14 protein-coding genes and 2 pseudogenes are annotated in these 18311 nt (G+C 72.1%); 4 read left to right on the plus strand and 12 right to left on the minus strand.

Annotated features, from left to right (window positions below; translation table 11 throughout):
* Positions 1-302 precede the first annotated feature (302 nt).
* A pseudogene (locus ABD335_RS21365) lies at positions 303-1112 on the minus strand (phytanoyl-CoA dioxygenase family protein); the annotation flags it as partial.
* Between the two features lie 114 nt (positions 1113-1226).
* Here ABD335_RS21365 and ABD335_RS21370 point away from each other — a divergent pair.
* On the plus strand, positions 1227-1709 hold the full coding sequence (locus ABD335_RS21370; RefSeq protein ID WP_344326024.1) for a transposase: 483 nt from the start codon (positions 1227-1229) through the stop codon (positions 1707-1709).
* Positions 1710-1728: 19 nt separating this feature from the next.
* On the opposite strand, the gene ABD335_RS21375 is transcribed toward ABD335_RS21370, so the two are convergent.
* From ABD335_RS21375 to ABD335_RS21390, 4 genes are read right to left on the minus strand one after another with little or no spacing between them, the layout of a single operon-like run.
* Positions 1729-2331, minus strand: a complete 603-nt coding sequence (locus ABD335_RS21375; protein WP_344326027.1) for a dihydrofolate reductase family protein — start codon at positions 2329-2331, stop codon at positions 1729-1731.
* A complete protein-coding gene (locus tag ABD335_RS21380) occupies positions 2328-3182 on the minus strand; it encodes a metalloregulator ArsR/SmtB family transcription factor (protein ID WP_344326029.1) in 855 nt (284 codons plus the stop codon). Before ABD335_RS21380 ends, ABD335_RS21375 begins: the two co-directional genes overlap by 4 nt.
* Before the next feature lie 33 nt (positions 3183-3215).
* On the minus strand, positions 3216-3599 hold the full coding sequence (locus ABD335_RS21385; RefSeq protein ID WP_344326031.1) for a hypothetical protein: 384 nt from the start codon (positions 3597-3599) through the stop codon (positions 3216-3218).
* On the minus strand, positions 3599-3730 hold the full coding sequence (locus ABD335_RS21390) for a hypothetical protein (RefSeq protein ID WP_344326033.1): 132 nt from the start codon (positions 3728-3730) through the stop codon (positions 3599-3601). Before ABD335_RS21390 ends, ABD335_RS21385 begins: the two co-directional genes overlap by 1 nt.
* Positions 3731-4459: 729 nt before the next feature.
* On the opposite strand from ABD335_RS21390, the gene ABD335_RS21395 reads away from it, so the two are divergent.
* Positions 4460-6442: a DNA translocase FtsK gene (locus ABD335_RS21395; RefSeq protein ID WP_344326035.1), complete on the plus strand. Its 1983-nt coding sequence runs from the start codon at positions 4460-4462 to the stop codon at positions 6440-6442.
* 460 nt (positions 6443-6902) lie between these two features.
* On the opposite strand, the gene ABD335_RS21400 is transcribed toward ABD335_RS21395, so the two are convergent.
* Together ABD335_RS21400 and ABD335_RS30875 are read right to left on the minus strand one after the other, a co-directional pair.
* A complete protein-coding gene (locus ABD335_RS21400) occupies positions 6903-7709 on the minus strand; it encodes a thioesterase family protein (protein WP_344326038.1) in 807 nt (268 codons plus the stop codon).
* 122 nt (positions 7710-7831) lie between these two features.
* Positions 7832-7945 (minus strand): annotated as a pseudogene (locus tag ABD335_RS30875) (IS5-like element ISMt1 family transposase); the annotation flags it as partial.
* 299 nt (positions 7946-8244) lie between these two features.
* Between ABD335_RS30875 and ABD335_RS21405 the strand changes: the two are divergent.
* Entirely contained in the window at positions 8245-8664 is a 420-nt protein-coding gene (locus ABD335_RS21405) for a hypothetical protein (RefSeq protein ID WP_344326206.1), read from the plus strand.
* Positions 8665-9002: 338 nt separating this feature from the next.
* On the opposite strand, the gene ABD335_RS21410 is transcribed toward ABD335_RS21405, so the two are convergent.
* Positions 9003-10403, minus strand: a complete 1401-nt coding sequence (locus tag ABD335_RS21410) for a helix-turn-helix domain-containing protein (protein ID WP_344326040.1) — start codon at positions 10401-10403, stop codon at positions 9003-9005.
* Positions 10404-10754: 351 nt separating this feature from the next.
* Between ABD335_RS21410 and ABD335_RS21415 the strand changes: the two genes are divergently transcribed.
* On the plus strand, positions 10755-11489 hold the full coding sequence (locus ABD335_RS21415; RefSeq protein ID WP_344326042.1) for a DUF4232 domain-containing protein: 735 nt from the start codon (positions 10755-10757) through the stop codon (positions 11487-11489).
* Between the two features lie 324 nt (positions 11490-11813).
* Here ABD335_RS21415 and ABD335_RS21420 read toward each other — a convergent pair whose 3' ends face one another.
* From ABD335_RS21420 to ABD335_RS21440, 4 genes are all read right to left on the minus strand, one after another.
* A complete protein-coding gene (locus ABD335_RS21420; protein ID WP_344326044.1) occupies positions 11814-12026 on the minus strand; it encodes a hypothetical protein in 213 nt (70 codons plus the stop codon).
* Between the two features lie 1074 nt (positions 12027-13100).
* A complete protein-coding gene (locus tag ABD335_RS21430; RefSeq protein ID WP_425583705.1) occupies positions 13101-14723 on the minus strand; it encodes a glycoside hydrolase family 27 protein in 1623 nt (540 codons plus the stop codon).
* Positions 14724-14891: 168 nt separating this feature from the next.
* Entirely contained in the window at positions 14892-16532 is a 1641-nt protein-coding gene (locus ABD335_RS21435; protein ID WP_344326048.1) for a glycoside hydrolase family 43 protein, read from the minus strand.
* A gap of 1265 nt (positions 16533-17797) precedes the next feature.
* Positions 17798-18178, minus strand: a complete 381-nt coding sequence (locus tag ABD335_RS21440) for a VOC family protein (protein ID WP_344326050.1) — start codon at positions 18176-18178, stop codon at positions 17798-17800.
* Positions 18179-18311: the final 133 nt, after the last annotated feature.

The following is an 18311-nucleotide window of genomic DNA, read 5'->3' on the forward strand; positions in this document are numbered from 1 at the left end:
TGCCCGGAAGAAGTTCCGAGCAGCACGAACGTGCCGCTCCGGTTCAACCACGGAGCAGCGGAACGTTCAGCAGAAGTGAGACGAACGCCCCGCCGCTAGCGGAGCGTCCTCGTCACCGCGGCACAGGCCGCGCACGAAGCACCAGACATGTCGCCGATACTATCGGGGCCGACCGCCGTCTGATCCTGGCGGGGCCGGCCTCCGCCCGCATGGTCACCGGCCCGGGCTTGGCGCTGCCGGGACGTGCCGCCGCCCGGGCACTGGTCCTCCGCCCGGTTCCGGGAACGGATGAAGCATGTCCACCCGGCGCTGCCGTCGGTGCCGTCCCCGTCCGGACCGGGGGTCTCCTGTCCCAGGCCCCGACGGATCGCGATCTCCACGGGTGAGTACGCGCCGTCGGCCCGCTCCAGTTCGTACGGCGCGGCCGGCATCAGCGGCGGCTGGGCCATGAAGCGCGGCCGCACCCCATGGTGCGGTTGCGCCGCGTGCACCAGGAACGGATGGCACAGGAAGACGTCGCCCGGAGACCCGGTGGCGAGGGCGAGTGGCCGGTGGTCGGACGCCGCCACCAGATCGGGCGCAAGGGCCGGCCCGCTCGCCCCGTCCTCCCCGTACTTCTCCAGCACCTTCGGCACGTCGAGGTGTGAGCCGACCCGGATCCGGGTCGGGGCGTCCTCCTCACCGACCTCGCTGAACAGGAACAGCATCAGCAGCGCCCGGCCCCGGGAGCGCAGGTTTGTGAAGTACCAGCTCTCGCCCTCCGGCAGATAGCTGCCCTCGATGTGCCAGCCCGCGTCGTCCGGCTCCTCCTCGTGGGGGAAGCGCAGCGGGAAAGTGCCCAGCGAGTAGCGCGGCTCCCAGCGTCCCGTGCCGACGAGCAGGTCGTACGCGTGATGCAGGAACGGGGAGTTGGGTGCGGCGGCGAACGGCCCCTGCGCCATGCCGGCCACCCGGTGCACGGGCTGCGTCCACGTCGCCGGATCGTCCGGGTCGCAGCCCGTCTCTCGCCACAGCAGCCGTGCGCAGTCCGCGGCCACGCGCGGCGCGACGGCGCCCTCCAACTTCACGAAGCCGTCGCGGAGGAAGCGGGATACCAAGGTCGTGTCGTCCATGCCCTCATCGTGCGGCGACACCGGTTCCGATCACCCGACACTTTCCGCACCGCCTTTGTCGGGTGCTCACCGAGCCCCTTCCTGCCCCCTCCCGTCCGACCTGACCGACGAACAGTGGGCGCTGATCGAGCCGTCGCCGGCCTGGTGGACTTCCGGTCGGTGCGGGCCGCCGACACCCTCGGCCCGCTGCTCGCCGTCCACGTGGTCGCCGCCGGTGTGCAAGACCGTGACGGCACCCGGCGGCCACTGCCGCGGGCCCGGCTGGACCGCCCCACCGTGGAGAAGGTCTGGACGGACCAGGACTTCGCCGGCCGCCTGGTGGCCCGGGCCGAGGAGGTCCTGGAGCGCACCGTGGAGATCGTCCGCAAACCGTCCGGCCGACGCGGCTTCCAGGTCCGGCCCAGACGGTGGGTGGTGGAGCGCATCTTCGCCTGGATCACCACACGACGCCGTCTGGCTCGGGGTCACGAGCGCGACCCGGCGCACTCCGAGTCCATGGTCCGTTGGGCGATGACCGAGGTCGTACTGCGCCGCCTCGCCCGCGGTCGCCCCGCGATCCGAGCAGCACGGCGACCTCTGCGACGAACCACCCCGTAGCCCGACCTCGAACACGCTCTCAGCGGACTCGGTCGTAGACCAGAGCCAACGTGCCGTGCTCGCCCGTGGCCTGGCTGACGAGCGCCCACCGCCCCGCGGGCAGACCGTCGTCGAAGAGGCGCGGCCCGCCGCCGAGGAAGACCGGGAAGACCGTGAGCGCCATCCGGTCGACCATGTCGGCCGCCGGCAGCGCCTTGATGACGCTCGCGCTGGAGAGCACGAGGATGTCGCCGCCTTCGGTCGCCTTCAGCTCCGCGGCCACCTCGGCGGTCGGCTTGTCGACGATCCTCGTCCGCTCCCACGGCGCCTCGCCGAGGGTGGAGGAGAGGACCACCTTGTCGGTCCCGACGAGCCACTTCGCGAACTCCTCGTCGCGCGGGTCGGCACCCTCCATGCCGATCACGGTGGGCCAGAAGCCGAGGAACCCCTCGGCGTTGACCCGCCCGAGCAGGGCCGTCGTCGCCGGCTCCCACAGGCTGGTCAGATGGTCGCGGGCGACATCGGTGACGGCGTACGGCATCACCCGGCTCATGTCCCGGGGATCGTCCGGCTTCGCGCAGCGGCCGTCGAGGGAGAGGCTCATGTTGGTGACGACCCTGCGGCCGGCGGTCTGCTCTGTCACTTCGTGCTCCGTGTGTCGGTGCTGTCGGTGCCGTGCGGGTCCGCGGCGAGGATCGCCGCGAGCCTGTCGAGGCTCTGGCCGAAGCCGATCTCGATGCCTGCGACGAAGTCCGCGGAGTCCACGGTGCTGTCGGCGATCCGGTAGTGGACGTCGAGGTCTGTGCCGGCTTCGGTGGGTTGGAGGTCGAGGACGACGTGGGCGGTGAAGGCGGGGCCGCCGTCGGGGAGCAGCGGGGAGAGTCGGTAGGCGAGGCGTTCACCGGGGCGTACGTCGTCGACGACTCCCTCCGCGCGACCGGCGGCCGGACCGGAGCCTTCGGTGTCCTCGGCGTCGCGGTACTCCTGGACGATCCGCCCACCCGGCCGTGCCTCGAAGACGAGTTCGGAGACGCGCAGGTCGTCGGGTGTCCACCAGCGGGCGAGCAAGGGTGCCTCGGTGAGATGGCGCCAGACCAGCCCGGGGCGTCCCGTCAGGGACCGGAGGAACCTGAACGAGCGGCCGTCGGCCCACCCCGGCTCCTCCGCGGCGAGCCGCTCCGCGCGGAGGCTGAGTCCGTAGCGGTCATAGGTCGCGCGCGGGCCGCCGGTCTGGTCCGCGGTGTCGGCGAGTCGGTTGAGCACGGCCGCCAGGTCCCGCAGGGGAGCGGGCCGGAGCGCATAGACGCGGCGCCGGCCGGTGCGCTGGGAGGTGACGATGCCGGCCCGTTCGAGGGTCTGCAGATGCTTGGTCGTCTGCGGCTGACGCGCCTCGGCGAGCTGGGCGAGGACACCGACCGAGCGGGGCCGCTCGGCCAACAGGTTCACGAGCCGCCAGCGGACCGGGTCGGCCAGTGCGGTGAGAAGCGCGTCCATGGGGAGAAGCATTCTTGATGAAGAATATTCCCGTCAAGGAATATTTCGCGGATCGGCCGGACCCCGCTGCGAATCCGTCAGGCCGCTGCCACCGCCGGTCCGGAGACGCCGACCACTGACGCCCGAGGCTGTGCGGAGCATCCGCGGCCGGCGCGGCCAGGGCACTTCGTCGCTCTCGGTCGGCCGGGCGATCGTCGGCCCGGCACGGACGAGGGCACCGACCGTCTCGCCGAGGCCGTGCGCCCACTCGTGGCTGTCGGTGGCGCCCTCGAGAGGAGGTCCGTCGGTGTAGGTGTGGCGCACCCGACGGCGGATGGCACCGCGGCCGCCCAGGTGGTCGTGCCGCAGCAGCAGTTCGTCCTCCTGGCCCTCCTCCGGTACGTCGCCCAGCGAGTGCGGCAACGGGTGGAACTCCATCACGCGGACCCGACCCCGTCGCGCGGCAGGCCGGCGACGACCTGCGCCCAGCGGTCCAGGTCGGGCAGGTGGCGCAGGGCGCCCTTACCGGTGCAGACCAGATCGAAGCGCCGCTCGCCCAGGATCTCCACGGCGTCGTAGACGTTGCCTTGGAGGTACTCCGCCGTCAGCCCCGTCCGTCCGGCTCCGGTCGGGCTCGCCCCGGGCGTCGAACTCGTCCGGCACCAGGCGCTCCACGAGCGTCACGCCCGCAGACTACCGACCACCCCACATGAGATGGCCTGTAAAGAACAAGTTCAGACGCGGCCGGCGCCTCGGCGGCTCGTCCATGTGGCGGTGGGAGGTGAGCCCGTGGGCAGGAAGACAGGACGGGAGGCCCTCGGCCGAGCCGGTCGAATCCGGCCTCAGTTGCACGACGCCGGTGTTGCCGGGCACCGACAGCACCGCGCACCGAGGCCGCCGCGCGCAGCACGGGCTCACCGGGTGGCTGGGGGAACACCCCGGCTTTGGTACGGTGTGCCTCCGGCGGTGGCCGGGCGCCACGACCGTGCCTGCCCCAGTGGGTCCGCCGAGCCACGACTCCTGGACCGGGGCAAAGCCCCCGTCGAAAAGCGGAGTTGATGAGTTACGGACGGTTCCGCAGGTCAGCAGGCTTCTTCCCGCGGATGCGGACTGCCGTACCGCCTCCACGAACACCTCCCGCCGTCCGCTACAGTCCGTCCACCTGGATGTGGCACAAGGGGGCGTAGATGCGTCGCGGCACATGCCCGGTCTGCAAGCACCGAGCACCGGTGGCAGGCGGGATCATCAGTCACCACGAGAACGGTGGTCAAAGCTGCCGTGGAGAGGGACGTACAGCCGTGGAAGAGCGACTCTCACATGAAAGCGCCTCGCGTGCCGCCGGCGGGGAGGACACCGCCGCGGGCGCGGCATCGCGCTCCCCGAGCGACGCCCGGACGAGGGCGGTCATACGCCTGTCCGCGTTCCTGACGGTGGCCGGCCTGCTCGTCTTCGTCCTCGGAGTGGTCCTCGGCTCCCTGCCTCTCCTGGTGGGCGGAGGCGTCGTCTTCGCCGCCGCGGGCCTCGGCGCCCTCGCGGTCCGCCGCACCCCGGCGGGCCGGCGCGGCGCCCCCCGGGAGCCAGCCGAGGAGCGGGGGACGGCCTCGGCGGAGACGGCGGACATCGTCTCCGCCGAGCAGGAGCGGGAAGAGGAGCCGGACGAGGAGAAGAAGCAGGAGGAACGCTGCGAGCGCGAGCCCGAGGCCGTGGACGCCATCCCCGCCCGGCAGGAGACGGAACCCGAGGCACCGCGGGAGGGGGAGCACCCCGAGCCGGAGCGGGAGCACCCCGAGCCGGAGGCGGCGAACGCCCTGCGGAACGCGGTGCGCGAACTGCTGAGCGGCCTGCCCGAGCGGGGGGCCCCGCTGGAGAAGGCGATCGCGTACTGCCTGTCCAGGACGGACTCGGCTGACGACCCCCGGGTCCGGGACGAGGCCGAGGAGCTGGCGCGCGAACACGTCGCCGCGGACGAGCGCATTCTGTGTGTGGCTCTCTCGGGGACCCGCGAGGACGAGGGGCGCCCTGCCCTGCTCGTCCTCACCGACCGCGGCGCGGCCGTGTCGGACAAGGGGACGTCGTACCGGTTCGTTCCCGGACCCGAGGATGTGTTCGATCCCGTGGGAGACGCGTCGTGGGGGTGGCTGTCGGTCGGAGAGCTGACCTTCTTCTTCCGCGACAACCCCGACCTGCGCGCCGCCCTGGCGGCTCGGGAGAAGACCGCGACCACCGGGGCGCCGGAAGCGACCGCCGTGCCGACTGTCGACGAGCCCATCGCGTCCGCCGAAGAGTCCGGCAGCGACGAGGCCCGGGAGCCGGAAGTGTCTGCCGACGAACCGGAGCAGGCCGCTGACGAGCCCACCCTGCCTGCCGACGACCCCGAGCCGGTCACCGACGAGCCCACCCCGGTCACCGACGAGCCCACCCCGGCCACCGACGAGCCCACCCCGGCCACCGACGAACCCACCCCGGCCACCGACGAACCCGAGCCGGCCACCGACGAACCCGAGCCGGCTGCCGTAGAGTCCACCGTTGCCGAGGAACCCGGCAGCGACGAGGATCCGGAACCGGAAGCGCCTGCGGTCGAGGTCGAGACACCCCAGGCTCCGGAACATCCTCAGGCCGCATCCGGCAACGACTCCTCTGCCGGCGAACATGCCGCATCCACCGAAGAGTCCGACGGCGGGACTCCGGAGGCAAAGGCCCCCGCCGACGAACCGGAGCAGGCCGCTGACGAGCCCGCCCCGGCCGCCGATGAACCTGAGCCGGCTGCCGACGAGCTCACCCCGTCTGCCGACGAACCCGCCCCGGCCACCGACGAACCCGAGCCGGTCACCGACGAGCTCGCCCCGGCTGCCGACGAGCCTGAGCCGGCTGCCGACGAGTTCACTCCGGCCGCCGACGAACCCGCCGTCGAGGCCCCAAAGGCACCTGCCGACGAGCCCGCCGCACCCACCGACGAACCGGAACCGACCGCCGACGAACCCGAGCAACCCGCCGCACCCGCCGACGGGCCCACCACGTCCGCCCACGAGCCGTTCGCCCAGCAGGCGGAGGCCGCCGGAATGGAGGCCGAGGCCCTCCGCGAGATCGCGCAGGCGGTCGTCACCGACCAGAACGCCAGCATCGTCTACGTTCAGGAGCGCTTCTCCCTCTCCCGCGCGGCCGCACGGCGTGCCCTCGACGCGCTCGAGGCGCTTGGGCTGGTCTCGGCTCCGGCCAAGAACGGGCGGCGCAAGGCCTTGGCCACGTCCCTCGACCACCTCACCCCATCGGACAAGCGCTGAACCGTGTGCGGTGTCGGGGCGGAACCCGCAGGTCAGGGGTCCGCGCCGACTTCCATCCACGGTGCGCGGGCGGGTACAGGGCCGGAGGGCGCCCCTGGGGGAGCGCCCTCCGGCCGTCTCGCTCGTCGCTTTCCCCAGGCTCTGCCGCCGGTCGTCTGGTGATTTGTCAGGTGGACCTCTCCTGGTTCCTCAACGACGTTCCGGGCCGGGCCGCGCGCTCGGGAGCGGTCAAACCAGTGGCCGATCGGACGGTCGGGGCACGTCGGGTCGCTCGGACGCGAGTGGAGCCGTACCGCATTCCTGCGCAACGGCGCCAGCTCGGGGAAGGGTCCCCCGACGGCCCCCGACCGGGGCGGAGTGTGGCGGGCCATCCGACGTCTCCCTGCGTCTGCTCTCCTGGCCTTCGCCGCCCTCGCGGGAACCCTCGTCGGCTACCGCGGGCTCGCCCAAAGGGACGACCTCACGCCCCTGGCAGAGGTCGGACCGTGAGGATCTGCTGGGCGTGACCGACCGGGCCGTCGACGTCGTGCAGAACCGTGCGGGTGAGGCCCTGCCCGGAGGGGCCGAAGGTGACCGTGGTGTCCAGTCCCGTCCATGCGCCGTGTGGTTGGCGGTGGAGGTGGACGGTCAGGTCGACGTTGGGGAACATCCACGCGGTGGGTGGCTGCCGGGCGGCGATGCCGTTGGCGGTGTCGACGAGGGCGAGATACGACGCGAGTGGGCTGACGGGCACACCGGCGACCAGATCGAGCGGCGTGGAGAGCCAGGCGGTCGTACGCCCCGGCCGGGGCGGTGTGACCGGGCGGACGTCCAGGGAGGCCACGTAGCCGCCGGGCCACACGTCGGACATCTGCCACGCGGTGAGTGACTCGGGCGGGGCGAGGCGGTCGTCGGGGCCGCCCGCGACCGCGGTGGTGTCGAGGCCGGCCAGGAACCAGGCGCGGGCTCGGACGACCGGGCGGTCGGCGATCCGTACGACCGCTTCGAGGAGTTCGATGGTCCGCCCGGGACGGATGGTCTCCACCTGGATGTCGCACTCGTCGAGGGCGAGACGGCCGAGGATGTCGTAGCTGATCCGGGAAAGGACCAGGCCGCTGTCCGGTCCGGCGGCCCGATGGCGGTCGATGGCGTGGACGACGAGCCCGCCCAGCGGGCTGAAGTGCTGTTCGTCCGGATCCCAGGCCCCGCTCGCGTGCGCCGTCGGCTTGTAGCGGTGGTCGTCGATGGGCTCGAAGTAACTGCCTCGGGGCGCGGTGGGGGCGGGCAAGGGCCATTTCTCCTTCGGTGTCACAGGCGTTGTGGGGCAGCCGGAGCGGTCGCCGGGTCAGCTGCCCAGCACGCTACCGACATCTGCTCGTCTCGCCGAGTGAGAAAGTGCACATTGCAATTAACGGATCGATGCGACGTCAGCTTGTCGACCAGCCGCTCGACGGTGTTCCGCTCCGTGCACAGACCGGCGTCGTGACCGACGGGTCGGCCGCCCCGGCTCCCCTTCTCCTGCCGGCACCGGCACGTTGCCGCGGTCCTGGGCGCCGGTTTCGTCGGGCGCGTGGTTCTCGCCCTGACCGCCTGTGGCCGCGAACACGGTCACCCGCCCGGGGCTCTGCCGGTCCGACGCGGCCCCGGCGCCGCTCCGTGTCCCTCTGTTGCTCCTGCCGTCAACGGACCGCATCACCCCACCCTGGGCCGCCCCGAGCGAAACAGAGGCGCTGGAGTACGATTCCCGTTCGATTGACCGTACGGCTCTGGGGGGACGGGTCTTGAGCGCCCAACTGAGGGAAACTGCAGCGCAGTTGGCAGACATGCTCTGGCGTCGGCACACCGTGTACCGGGACCGAGCCGGGGGTGTGGTCATCCGGGGAGAGCATGTGCAGCGTTGGATCAGCCTCGCCCCCTCGGGCCGCGAAAACGAAATCCTGCTCCGTGCGGGCCGTATCCTCGACGGCGGCACCACCGCTCCGGCGCGTTCGGAGACCGTCGTACCGCTCCGTTCCGGCATCGGCGAGCTCGCCACGGCCTGCCGCCGCCTGCTCGCCGAGACCGCCGCCGACGCCGCACCGCCCGCCCCGGCGGCTCCCGGCCGAACCAAGCGGTCCGAGAAGCCGAAGCGGACCGGACGCAAAGGGAAACGGATGAGCCTCGCCTCCTGGGTGATCCTCGCCTGTGTGGTCGGCGTCGTCGCCCTGTACGCCTACAGCACTGCGGCGACAGGCACGCGCTGAGGAAAGCCCGCAGACCCATGAGGCCATCCGCTGTACTCCGCAGATGCCCGTGCGGCGGGTGGCCGGTGCCGGTGGTCCCGGACGCCGAGTCTTTCGGCAGGTGGGGCAAGCCCCACCGGGCGTAGTCCGGTTGGTCGTCGGTGCCCACGATCAGGTCGGCCGGCCGTCCCGCGTGTAGTCGGTGAGCTTGAGGTTCCGTCCGAAGCGGACGCCGTTCTCGATGGCGCCCGCGGTGCCGGACAGGCCGCCGGACCGTGCCGGGCGGCGCCGTGACCATGCCGCCCCGCCCCCCGCCGCCGGGGCTCGGCGCCGCCGGGGAGCCTCCGGGGCGGCCCGGCTCACTCCTCGTTCGGCTCCTCCGTCCAACCGTCCGTCCCCAGCGGGTACATGTACGTGGGACGTCCCTGGGCTCCGCTGGTGCGGAACGGCGTGCCGCGGTCGTCGACGCGGAGCGTCCCGCGGCGGTCGCCGCTGGACCACTCCACCTCCAGGTACCAACCGACGTCGTGGGCGTCCGTGCTCGCGGTGACGTAGAAGACCTCGGGGTCGTTCTCGCTCACCTTGTAGGGGAAGTCCCGTTGTCCGGAGGCGGGTTCGGGCTCCGGGCGGCCCGCGTCCAGGTCCACGGCGAAGTGCTTGGTGGAGACGTTGCCGCCGCAGCCGACGCCCGTCGCGTAGTTGTTCCACGCGAGGGGGGACTTCCGGTCGGTCACGCGGACGTGGAGGTCCTTGAGGACGACCGTCTCGTCACCCGTGCCCTGGACGGTCAGTTCCACGTACTGGCTGCCGGAGGAGACCGCGCCGGTGGCCGCCACCCAGCCGGGGGCCTCCGGCGCGAAGGGCGGCGGGGGGACCTTGGAGGGCGGTTTGTCGACGAGGTAGTACTGGCTGCACGGGCTCTCCCAGGCGTACGGGCGGACGGAGACGGTCAGCGGGACGCCGCCGCGCGCGGTGCCGTCGGACGGTCGTGCCTTCTTCTCGTTCCGTGCCGGTCCGTCCTCACGGCCTTTCGCGCGGCCGTCCTCGCTCGATGAGGGGGACGGGCTCGCGCTGCCGGTCCGGGAGGCCGACGGGGATGCCGAACCGTCCATTCGCTCCGAGACGGCCCCGCCGTTCCGACCGTCTCCGGCCGCGGTGACGGCGGGCCGTTTCGACGCGGTCTCCTCCCCGTCGGTCAGCGGCTGCGCGGCGAGGGCGGCGGCTCCGGCGACGAGCGCGGCGGAGACGCCGGCGAGCAGCGCGGTACGGCGCCGGCCGCGGAGGAGCCGGCGGCGGGGACGGCCGCCGTCGGTGGCCGGGACGTGGCCGGCCGCCGGCTCGGAGTCGGGGGCGGGTGCCGGTTCCGGCTCGGGTTCCGAGTGCTGTGCCGATGTGGGCTCGGAGTCGGGGGCGGGTGCCGGTTCCCGGTCCGGGGACGTGGGCGCCGTGACGGGAACGGGTTCCTCCGCGGCGGGTTCCTTCGGGGCGGCGGCCGGCTTGGTCCTCCGTCCCCGCTGCTCGTCCGCCAGCCGCCACCGTCGGTGGAGTTCCGCCAACTCCTCCGGCGTCGCCTTGCACACCCGCGCGAACCGCTCCACGGACGCGTACTCCATGGGCACCGCCTCGCCCTTGCAGTACCGGTGCAACGTCGACGTGCTGATGTGCAGTCGCCTGGCGAGGGCCCCGTAGCTCAACCCCGAACGGTCCTTCAACTCCCGCAGCGACGCCGCGAACTCGGCCGTCTCGTCAGCCGCCTCCACCGCTTCCCCTCCCTCTTCCCTCCACCGGTCCCAACGCGTGCCGTACTCATCCAAGCACGGTCGTCCCGGCCGACGGCCATGGTCGGCCACCGTCCGTCCCGTTGTGTCGCCCTCTCGACCGGTCGCGGAGGCGTCCCGGGTGGGACGGAGTTTCCGCAGGTCGGAGGGGGGTGGGACATCCCGGCGTCCCGGATGCCCCGGCCGGCGTTGTCCCGGCCGGGGCGGGACGGTCACGGTGGTGGACATGCCGCGGTGCTCGCCGCGGAGCCGATGTCCGGCTCTTTCCCACCCGGCCTGAACGCTCGTTCGCAGCACGTGGCCGAAGTATTCATCCGAAATGAGGACCCACCCGTGTTCCGTACCCGACGCATGCCCCGGTTCGCCGTCGCCGCCACGCTCGTCGCCGCCGCCTCCCTCTCCATGGCCGCGTGCCAGTCCGGCACCGGCGTGGAGAAGACGGGCAAGGCGCCCGCCGAGAGCTCGCCCGCCTCCCCGGAGCGGAAGGGGTCGGGCGAGGACGCCCCCGAGAGCGCCCCGCAGGGCACGGGCGACACCCCGGCACAGGAGACCGGAACCGGTGGGGACGGCGACGCGGCGGCCCCCGCCGACCACAAGCGCTCGACCGGCCGGGAGGGCAGCCGGGAAGGCGGGGACGCCTCCGCCACGTCCGAAAGGTGCGGACCGTCCGACGTCGAGCTCGTCGTCCGGCAGGTCTCCCGGCCCATCAACCACATGCTCCTGACGGTCACCAACACCGGAGGCGCCGTCTGCGACGTCTACGGCTACCCGCTCCTCCGCTTCGACGAGGCCCACACCCCGACCCCGCCCGTGGAGGACAGCGCCCCGCAGGCGGTGATCTCGCTGCGGCCCGGCGAGTCCGCCTACGCGGGCATCACCACCTACACCCCCGACAACGGCGACTCCGTGAGCGTCACCAAGCTCGGCGTCCTCCTCACCGACCGCGACGGCAGGGCGGTGGAGGGCGACCGCCCGGTGACGCTCACCCTGCCGAGCGGCACCGGGATCAACGCCGGTGCCCGCGTCACGTACTGGCAGGCCGACCAGGACGCCGCCCTGATGTGGTGACCTCCGGTCCCTCGTCCGGGCGTCCCCGCCGCGTCGGCCGCGGCGGGGACGCCCGCCGTCCGGCGCGGCGACCGCGCAGAGTGGAGACATGATCGTTCCCCCTTCCGTGCCCCGGCGGCCGGACCTCCCTCGGCGCGCGCCCGGCGGCCGGCCGGCGCAGCCCCATCGCCAAGGTGAAAGCTCCACCCGGCACCATCTCCCATCCGCCGGCCCACACCTCACTGCCCGCAACCACAGGCCCGGCCAGACCGGTGAGGACCAGGTCGACCGAGTAGGCCCCGGCGACCGGCACCACACCTTCCGCCTTCCGGGACGACACGGGTGTCACCGGCTCAGCCGGTAGGCGCCGTACTCCACCTGACGGCCGTCCCGCTCACGCTCCAGTCGGGCCGCCATCGCGCGCCGCAGTCCGCTCTGGTCCGTCAGCATCCGGGCGGAGGCCGGATCACCGCTGCTGCCGAAGAAGAACACGAAGGACAGCAGCCGACCGTGCGGGGCGAGGTGGTCGACGACGGAGGCAGACGAGGTCCGCGTCATGTGACAGCCCTCGTCCGTTGTGGCCTGTCCACCGGACATGGCCGGAATGTGGGCAAAGCGCGACGGTACGTCACGGCCATGGGGGAGAAGTGGCTGCATTTCGCCCGTCGATTGCCCGACAGGCCGGCCTTGCCACGGCGAAGGGCCGGCCCCGGCCGGCCGGACCGCGTCCCCCTCGTCGGAAGGCTCCCGCACGTACGCCCCACCGCTGTGGTGAGGCGGATCAGTCGCTCGTAGCGGACCAGGGCGGCGGCCAGGCCGAGAGGCCAGGTGGTTGCGGGGTTGGCGTTCATAGCGGGGAGAGACGGCGGTAGCCGGCCGGCCAGGCCAGGGCCCGCTCGATCACCCGGCGGTGCCGCCCCGGCCGCTCGCCGGACTCGATGCCTTGCGGGCGATGCGCTTGCCGCGGAGCCGGCTGCGCAACTCGGGGGCCTTGTCCCCGAAGGGTGGACACCTGTTCGTGTCGTTGTGCGGCAAGTGTGACGGTGGCCGACCGCTGCTCGTGGACGATCGGTGCCTGTTGCCCGAGGCGTGAATGCCGCCTGCGGGTGCGCTCGGTGGCCCGAAGCGCGTCGGCTACCAGCGAGGTGCGCAGGTGATCGGCGATCGACCGGCCCGCCACCTGTAGAAGCTGGAGCGGGTCACCTCCAGCACGTCGCGCAACCGCTGCACGCCGCAGGCGCGGCGGTGGTCTCAATGAACCGGCAGCGGTTCACCAGGTCATCTCTGGTGCGAAAAACTCCGTCGCCGTGCACAGGATGTCCCGTTCGGCGGCGAGCTTCCGGTTCTCCCTGCGCACGGCCGTTGACCGCGAAGACCCTGTCGTGCAGGCCGTTGAGCTTGTGGCCCCAGGGTGCCTCCTCGAACAGCGTGGGCCGGCTGCTCGCCTGAGCCCGGCGGTCGGTGGTGGTCGAATCGGGATCATGGCGCCCTCCAGGTGGTGTGGGGTGACGAGGGGCGCTCGGGCAGCCGTGGGAGGAACACGGCCGTGAGCGGGCCGGTGGCGGTGGCCACACCCGGCTGCCCCGGCGGTGAGCCGCCGGGGCAGCCGCCCCCGTCCGTGTGCGACGTCCCTTACACGCGGGTCCACTTCTGGTTGTCCTGGCCGTTGCAGGTCCACAGGATCAGCCGGGTCCCGTTGGCGGTGCCGGCCTGCTCGGCGTCCAGGCAGAGCCCGGCGTGGACGTTGCGGATCGACCCGTCGGAGCGGACGGTCCACTTCTGGTTGTCCTGGCCGTTGCAAGGCCAGGTGACGACGCGGGTGCCGTTGGTCGTGCCCTGGTTGTGGGCGTCCAGGCATTTGTCGCCGAAGACGCGGATCTCGCCGCCGGCCCAGGTGGTCCACAGCTGGTTGGCGGCTGTGTGGCAGTCCCAGAGCAGCACGGACGCCCCGGCCGTGGTGGAGGCGCCGTCGACGTCCAGGCAGCGGCCGGACCCGTTGCCGCGCAGACGGGCGGTGGTGGCGGCCAGCGGGCTGCCGCCCGTCACCCGGAAGACGGCGACGCCGTGGGCGGGGACGCTGGCCGAGATGTGGCCGGACGTGTTCGACGTGCTGCCGGTCCACAGGTCGGTGAGCGTGAACGCGTTGCCGGACAGGCCGACCTGGGCGGTCGTGGTGGTGACGGTCGCGGTGCCGCCGCCCCGGTTGAACAGGCCCACGGCGACCGATCCGTCCGACAGGGGTTTGGCGAACACCTCGGTGGCGCCGTCGTCGCGCACCCGCCGCCCACCCGCGCCCAGCGGGTCCTGGTTCACGGCCAGCAGGCGCGGGTTGCGCAGGATCGCGCTGACGTCGGCGGACATGGTGCGGATGTCGTTGCCTGCCATCAGCGGTGCCGCCATCAGGGCCCACAGCGCGAAGTGCGAACGCGACTCGGTGAGCGTCAGGCCCGGCCTGCCGACCACCAGCATGTCCGGGTCGTTCCAGTGGCCGGGGCCGGCCTGGGCGGCCAGCGGGGCATTGACGTCGACGACGTTGCCCACGCCCATCGGGTAGCTGTTGGTGTTGCCGTTCTGCCAGACGTCCAGCAGGTCCTCGGTGGTGCGCCACAGGTCGGCGACCTCGCCCCAGTTGTACGTGTCGCCCGTGATGGCGTGGAAGCTGTTGGGGTTGATGCTGTAGACGATGGGCCGCCCCGTGGCGCGAAGAGCGTCGCGCATCAGGGAGAACCGGGCGATCTGCTCCTCGCGGGTGCCGTTGGGGGAGCACCAGTCGTACTTGAGGTAGTCCACGCCCCAGGAGGCGAAGGTGCGCGCGTCCTGGGCCTCGTGCCCCATGCTGCCGGTGGAGCCGGGGTGGGTGCCCACGCGCTGGGCGCAGGTGCGTTCGGTGGGCACCTGGTAGATCCCGAACTTCAGCCCGCGGCTGTGGATGTAGTCGCCCAGGGCCTTCATACCGCTGGGGAACTTGGTCGGATGCGCGCGCAGATTGCCCTGCGCGTCACGCTGGGGGTCGAACCAGCAGTCGTCGACCACCACGTACTGGTAGCCCGCGTCGCGCATTCCCGAGGTGATCATGGCGTCGGCCGCCTGGCGTACCACCGTCTCGTTGACGTTGCATCCGAAGCTGTTCCAGCTGTTCCAGCCCAGCGGCGGGGTGAGCGCCGGGCTGCCGGGCGCTGCCTGAGCGGTCGAGTGGACCGGGGCTGTGACCGAGGCGGTGGCCGCCAGCGCGACGGACGCAAGGACGCGGAGCAGTCGTGCGATGGGGCGTTTGGGCACCGTGGTTCCTTTCCCGTGGGGCGCCGCCGGGCCGATCTCCGAACGGTATCCGCGACGCGGTCGGCAGGTGGGGTGGCGCGGGTCGACAGGTCGAGTCGGCCGGACGGCCGACCGAAGAGGATGAGCGCGGCCGGGCGACCGCGGTCATGGCGTGGTGAGCGCGAACCGCCGGACGGTGACCGAGCCGCCGAGCGCCTGGGTGGCGTGGTTGAAGATCGCGTAGCGGTGGCCCATGAAGAACCGCCAGTCGTTCCCCATGGTGAAGGCGGGCCCCATGGAGGTGAAGGCGACGCCGTCGGTGCTGTAGGAGAAGCGCGCCTGCCGACCGGTGCCGGGCCGGATGTCGGCTTGCACGCGCAGCCAGACGCGGCTGCCCCCGAGGGCGGTGCCTGCCGTCTCGTAGCCGGTGCCGGTGGTGTTCCAGTTGGTGTCCATGGTCAGGCCGGTGACCGTGACCACGCGCGACGAGCCCCCGGCGCGCTTGACGCCGATCCAGGCGGAGGAGTCGCGCAGGACGGCCAGTCCGGCCCGGTCGCCGTCCCGCATCCCGGAGACGTCGAGTTCGATCGTGGCGGTGGAGGTGGGGCCCTGAATGCGGTGGGTGAGGGTGTTGCGGGCCCCGTACAGGTCGTTGGTGACGGTGGCGGTCCGCAGGTGCAGCCCGTTGTCGACCGACCACTTGGTGTTGTCCGGGTTGTGGTTCCACTCCCAGTTCGGCTTCAGCCTCGTTCCGTCGAAGGTGTCGACGCCGGTCATGGGGGTGACCTGGCGGGGAGGGGACGGCACGTTCGGCTGGGGGTAGGTCACGCCCCAGGCGCCGTTGACGAGCTGGATGACGGGCCAGCCGTCCGAGGTCCAGGAGACCGGTGCCAGGACGGGGACCCGGCCGCCGGGGTAGGCGTCCACGAAGGCCATGTAGTACCACTGGCCGCTTGGGGTCTGTACGAGCCCGCCCTGGTGCGGCACCCCGCCCCCGGCGATCGGGCCGCGCAGGTCGAGCAGGACCTGCCGCATCGTGTACGGCCCGAAGGGGCCGGAGGTGGACTTGAGGATGTACTGGCCGTTGGCCGGACGGGTCAGGAAGATGTAGTGGTTGCCGTTGATCCTGTAGAAGCGGGCGCCCTCGAGGGTGCCGACGCTGGACGGCGTGCTGAACACCTGCTGGGTGCGGACCTGGGTGCGCCCGTCCGGCGAGAGCTGGGCCACGTGGATGGTGGTGTTCCCGTAGGCGACGTACAGGGTGTCGTCGGTGTCCACGAGCATCCCGGCGTCGTAGTAGGCGGTGCCGAGGGTGGTGAGCCGGTTCCAGGGGCCCTCGGCGGCGGGGGCGGTGTAGATGTACGTCCGGGCGAAGTCGATCTGGCCGATCCAGTAGAACGTCCGGTTGCTCGGACGGTAGGCCAGGGAGGACGCCCAGATGCCCCTGACGTAGCCGCGCCCGCCGTCGAGGTCGTACTTGGCGCCGAAGTCCAGCACCGGCACCGAGTGGCCGGCGAACTCCCAGTTGACCAGGTCGTAACTGCGCAGGATGGGCGCGCCGGGCGAGTAGTGCATCGTCGAGGCCGAGTAGTAGTAGGCGTTGCCGACGCGGATGATGTCGATGTCCGCGAAGTCCTGCCAGATCACCGGGTTGGTGAAGTCGGCCAGGGGCCGGGGGCCGGAGCCCGCGGCGGCGGAAGGGGCGGCGGCGTGGGCCGGAGTGAGTGGCAGCGCGGCTGCCGAGACCAGTCCGGCGGTGGCGGCCAGGGCCCTCCGGCGGCTCACTTCATGAGGCTTCCATGACATATGCGGCTCTCCTTCGCTGGGCGTGGATGCGGTAGGCCCTGCCGGGCGGGGATGGCTTTCCAGCCGCTGCGACTCCACCGGCAGCGAGGGGAACGCGGTCCCCGGCACGGTTCTTGGCGTGGTGCCGAACGAGGGGTGGGTGCTTGTCGCGGGCCGGCCAGGGGCGCGTCCACGCCCGTCGTTCCGGGAGGGGTGGGCATCGGCGCGGCGCGCGGGTCCGGGCGCGGCGGGCTCGACGGGGTCGGCGAGTGGGGCACTGAGCGCTCCAAGACGGCTCGGTCGGAGGGTCGGCCCACACGAACATCGCGTCGATCTGCGACTCCGGCGCGGTGCATGCGCGGAGAGCCTCTCCGGAAGGGAACAACGTGCGAATGTTCTGCGTGGCCTGCCGGGCGGGCGCAGACCGTTTCACCCGATCCAGTGTCCGATATTTCGAACGTATGACGGATGGTCGGACAGCATGGATGATAGGGAGCGAAGAGATGGTGTCAATACCCTCCACGCCTGCCGTGTCGCACGCGGCTGGGAGGCGGGCCGGCCGAAGCGGGGTACGCGGAACCGTTGCCGCTGTTCGTATGGCCGACGGGAGCGATCCGAGGCGGCCGAGCCGCCACGGAGGCGTCCGTGCGAAGGCGCCCCGCCATACGGGGTGTCGGATGTCGGCGTGCGGAGTCGGTCCGGGCGGTCCGACGGTCCCGGTGCGGACGGTCGCCGTCAACGGCCGCGCCACGCCGACCTCTTCGTCGAGAGGGCCGGCTCGGCCCGGCTCCTGGAGAAGCACGGCTTCCGGCGCGCCGGAACGTCGAGCCACGGAGAGGGCGAGCACGTGCCGCTCGTCCTCCCGTCGTCCTCCGACGGTGTGCGGGGGCTTTGACCTCGTGGTTCGTGGTGGACGAGATGGTGGGGCGCCGGTCCCCGTCCGAGGTCCGTCATCCCGTTCCGCGTCATCGCCACGGCGGAAGGAGTTGCCGTCGCGAGGCTTGACGGTGGCGAGCGGGGTCGCTATACGGCGGTCGCCGCGCCCCGGGCCTGCTGGTGGAGTTCACCGGCATCGACCACGGCGAACTCGACCGCCCAACCCGCCACCCGGGGTGACGGGTTGGGTAAAGGTGCGACGTAGCGCTTCATTTGGCCAGTGAGCATTCGAGCCGGCCGGTCCAGTGCTCCGCGGCAAGGGAGTTGTGCCCCCAGCCGTAGCCGGCGGTTCCCGGATCCTGTTGGCGGCTGTGGGGCGGCTGCTGCGTCGATCGTTCGGGCGAGGGCCGTCAGAGTGGGGCGAGGCGACGCTTGAGCAGGCAGAACTCGTTGCCTTCCGGATCGGCGAGGACGTGCCAGGAAGCCTCCGCGGGCTGACCGATGTCGACGAGTTTGGCCCCGGCGGCCAGGAGGCGTTCGAGTTCGGCGTCCTGATCGCGGTCGGTGGGGTTGACGTCGATGTGCAGCCGGGCATGCCCGTTCTTCGGCTCGTCGCTGCGGATGAGGAAGATCGTCGGCTGCGGGCCGCCGAACCCTTCGCGCGGTCCGATCTCGATGCAGCCCTCCTCTTCGCGATCGAGCTCTACGAAGTCCAGGACCTCGCACCAGAACCGCGCCTGCGCCTCGGGGTCGTGGCACTTGAGCACGAGCTCACTGATACGGCATGCCATGGGCGAAACCTGCTCTCAGCGTGGGAAATGCCGGGGCGGCCGCACGTGGATTTCATGGGCTCCCCGCAGTGACAACAAGCTCGCGATCGTACTGGGCGAGGCGAGCGGGGTCGAGTTGATTCCAGGCCCTCGC

Origin of the sequence: Streptomyces macrosporus (genome assembly GCF_039533145.1) — a bacterium.
GTDB lineage: Bacteria > Actinomycetota > Actinomycetes > Streptomycetales > Streptomycetaceae > Streptomyces > Streptomyces macrosporus.

Excerpts from the sequence above, each read along its gene's own strand:
- ABD335_RS21380 (WP_344326029.1), bottom strand. The coding sequence starts at position 3,182 with ATGGACGCGCTTCTCACCGCACTGGCCGACCCGGTCCGCTGGCGGCTC.
- ABD335_RS21385 (WP_344326031.1), bottom strand. The coding sequence starts at position 3,599 with ATGGAGTTCCACCCGTTGCCGCACTCGCTGGGCGACGTACCGGAGGAG.
- ABD335_RS21405 (WP_344326206.1), top strand. The coding sequence starts at position 8,245 with ATGCTCTGGCGTCGGCACACCGTGTACCGGGACCGAGCCGGGGGTGTG.
- ABD335_RS21420 (WP_344326044.1), bottom strand. The coding sequence starts at position 12,026 with ATGACGCGGACCTCGTCTGCCTCCGTCGTCGACCACCTCGCCCCGCAC.
- ABD335_RS21435 (WP_344326048.1), bottom strand. The coding sequence starts at position 16,532 with ATGTCATGGAAGCCTCATGAAGTGAGCCGCCGGAGGGCCCTGGCCGCC.
- ABD335_RS21440 (WP_344326050.1), bottom strand. The coding sequence starts at position 18,178 with ATGGCATGCCGTATCAGTGAGCTCGTGCTCAAGTGCCACGACCCCGAG.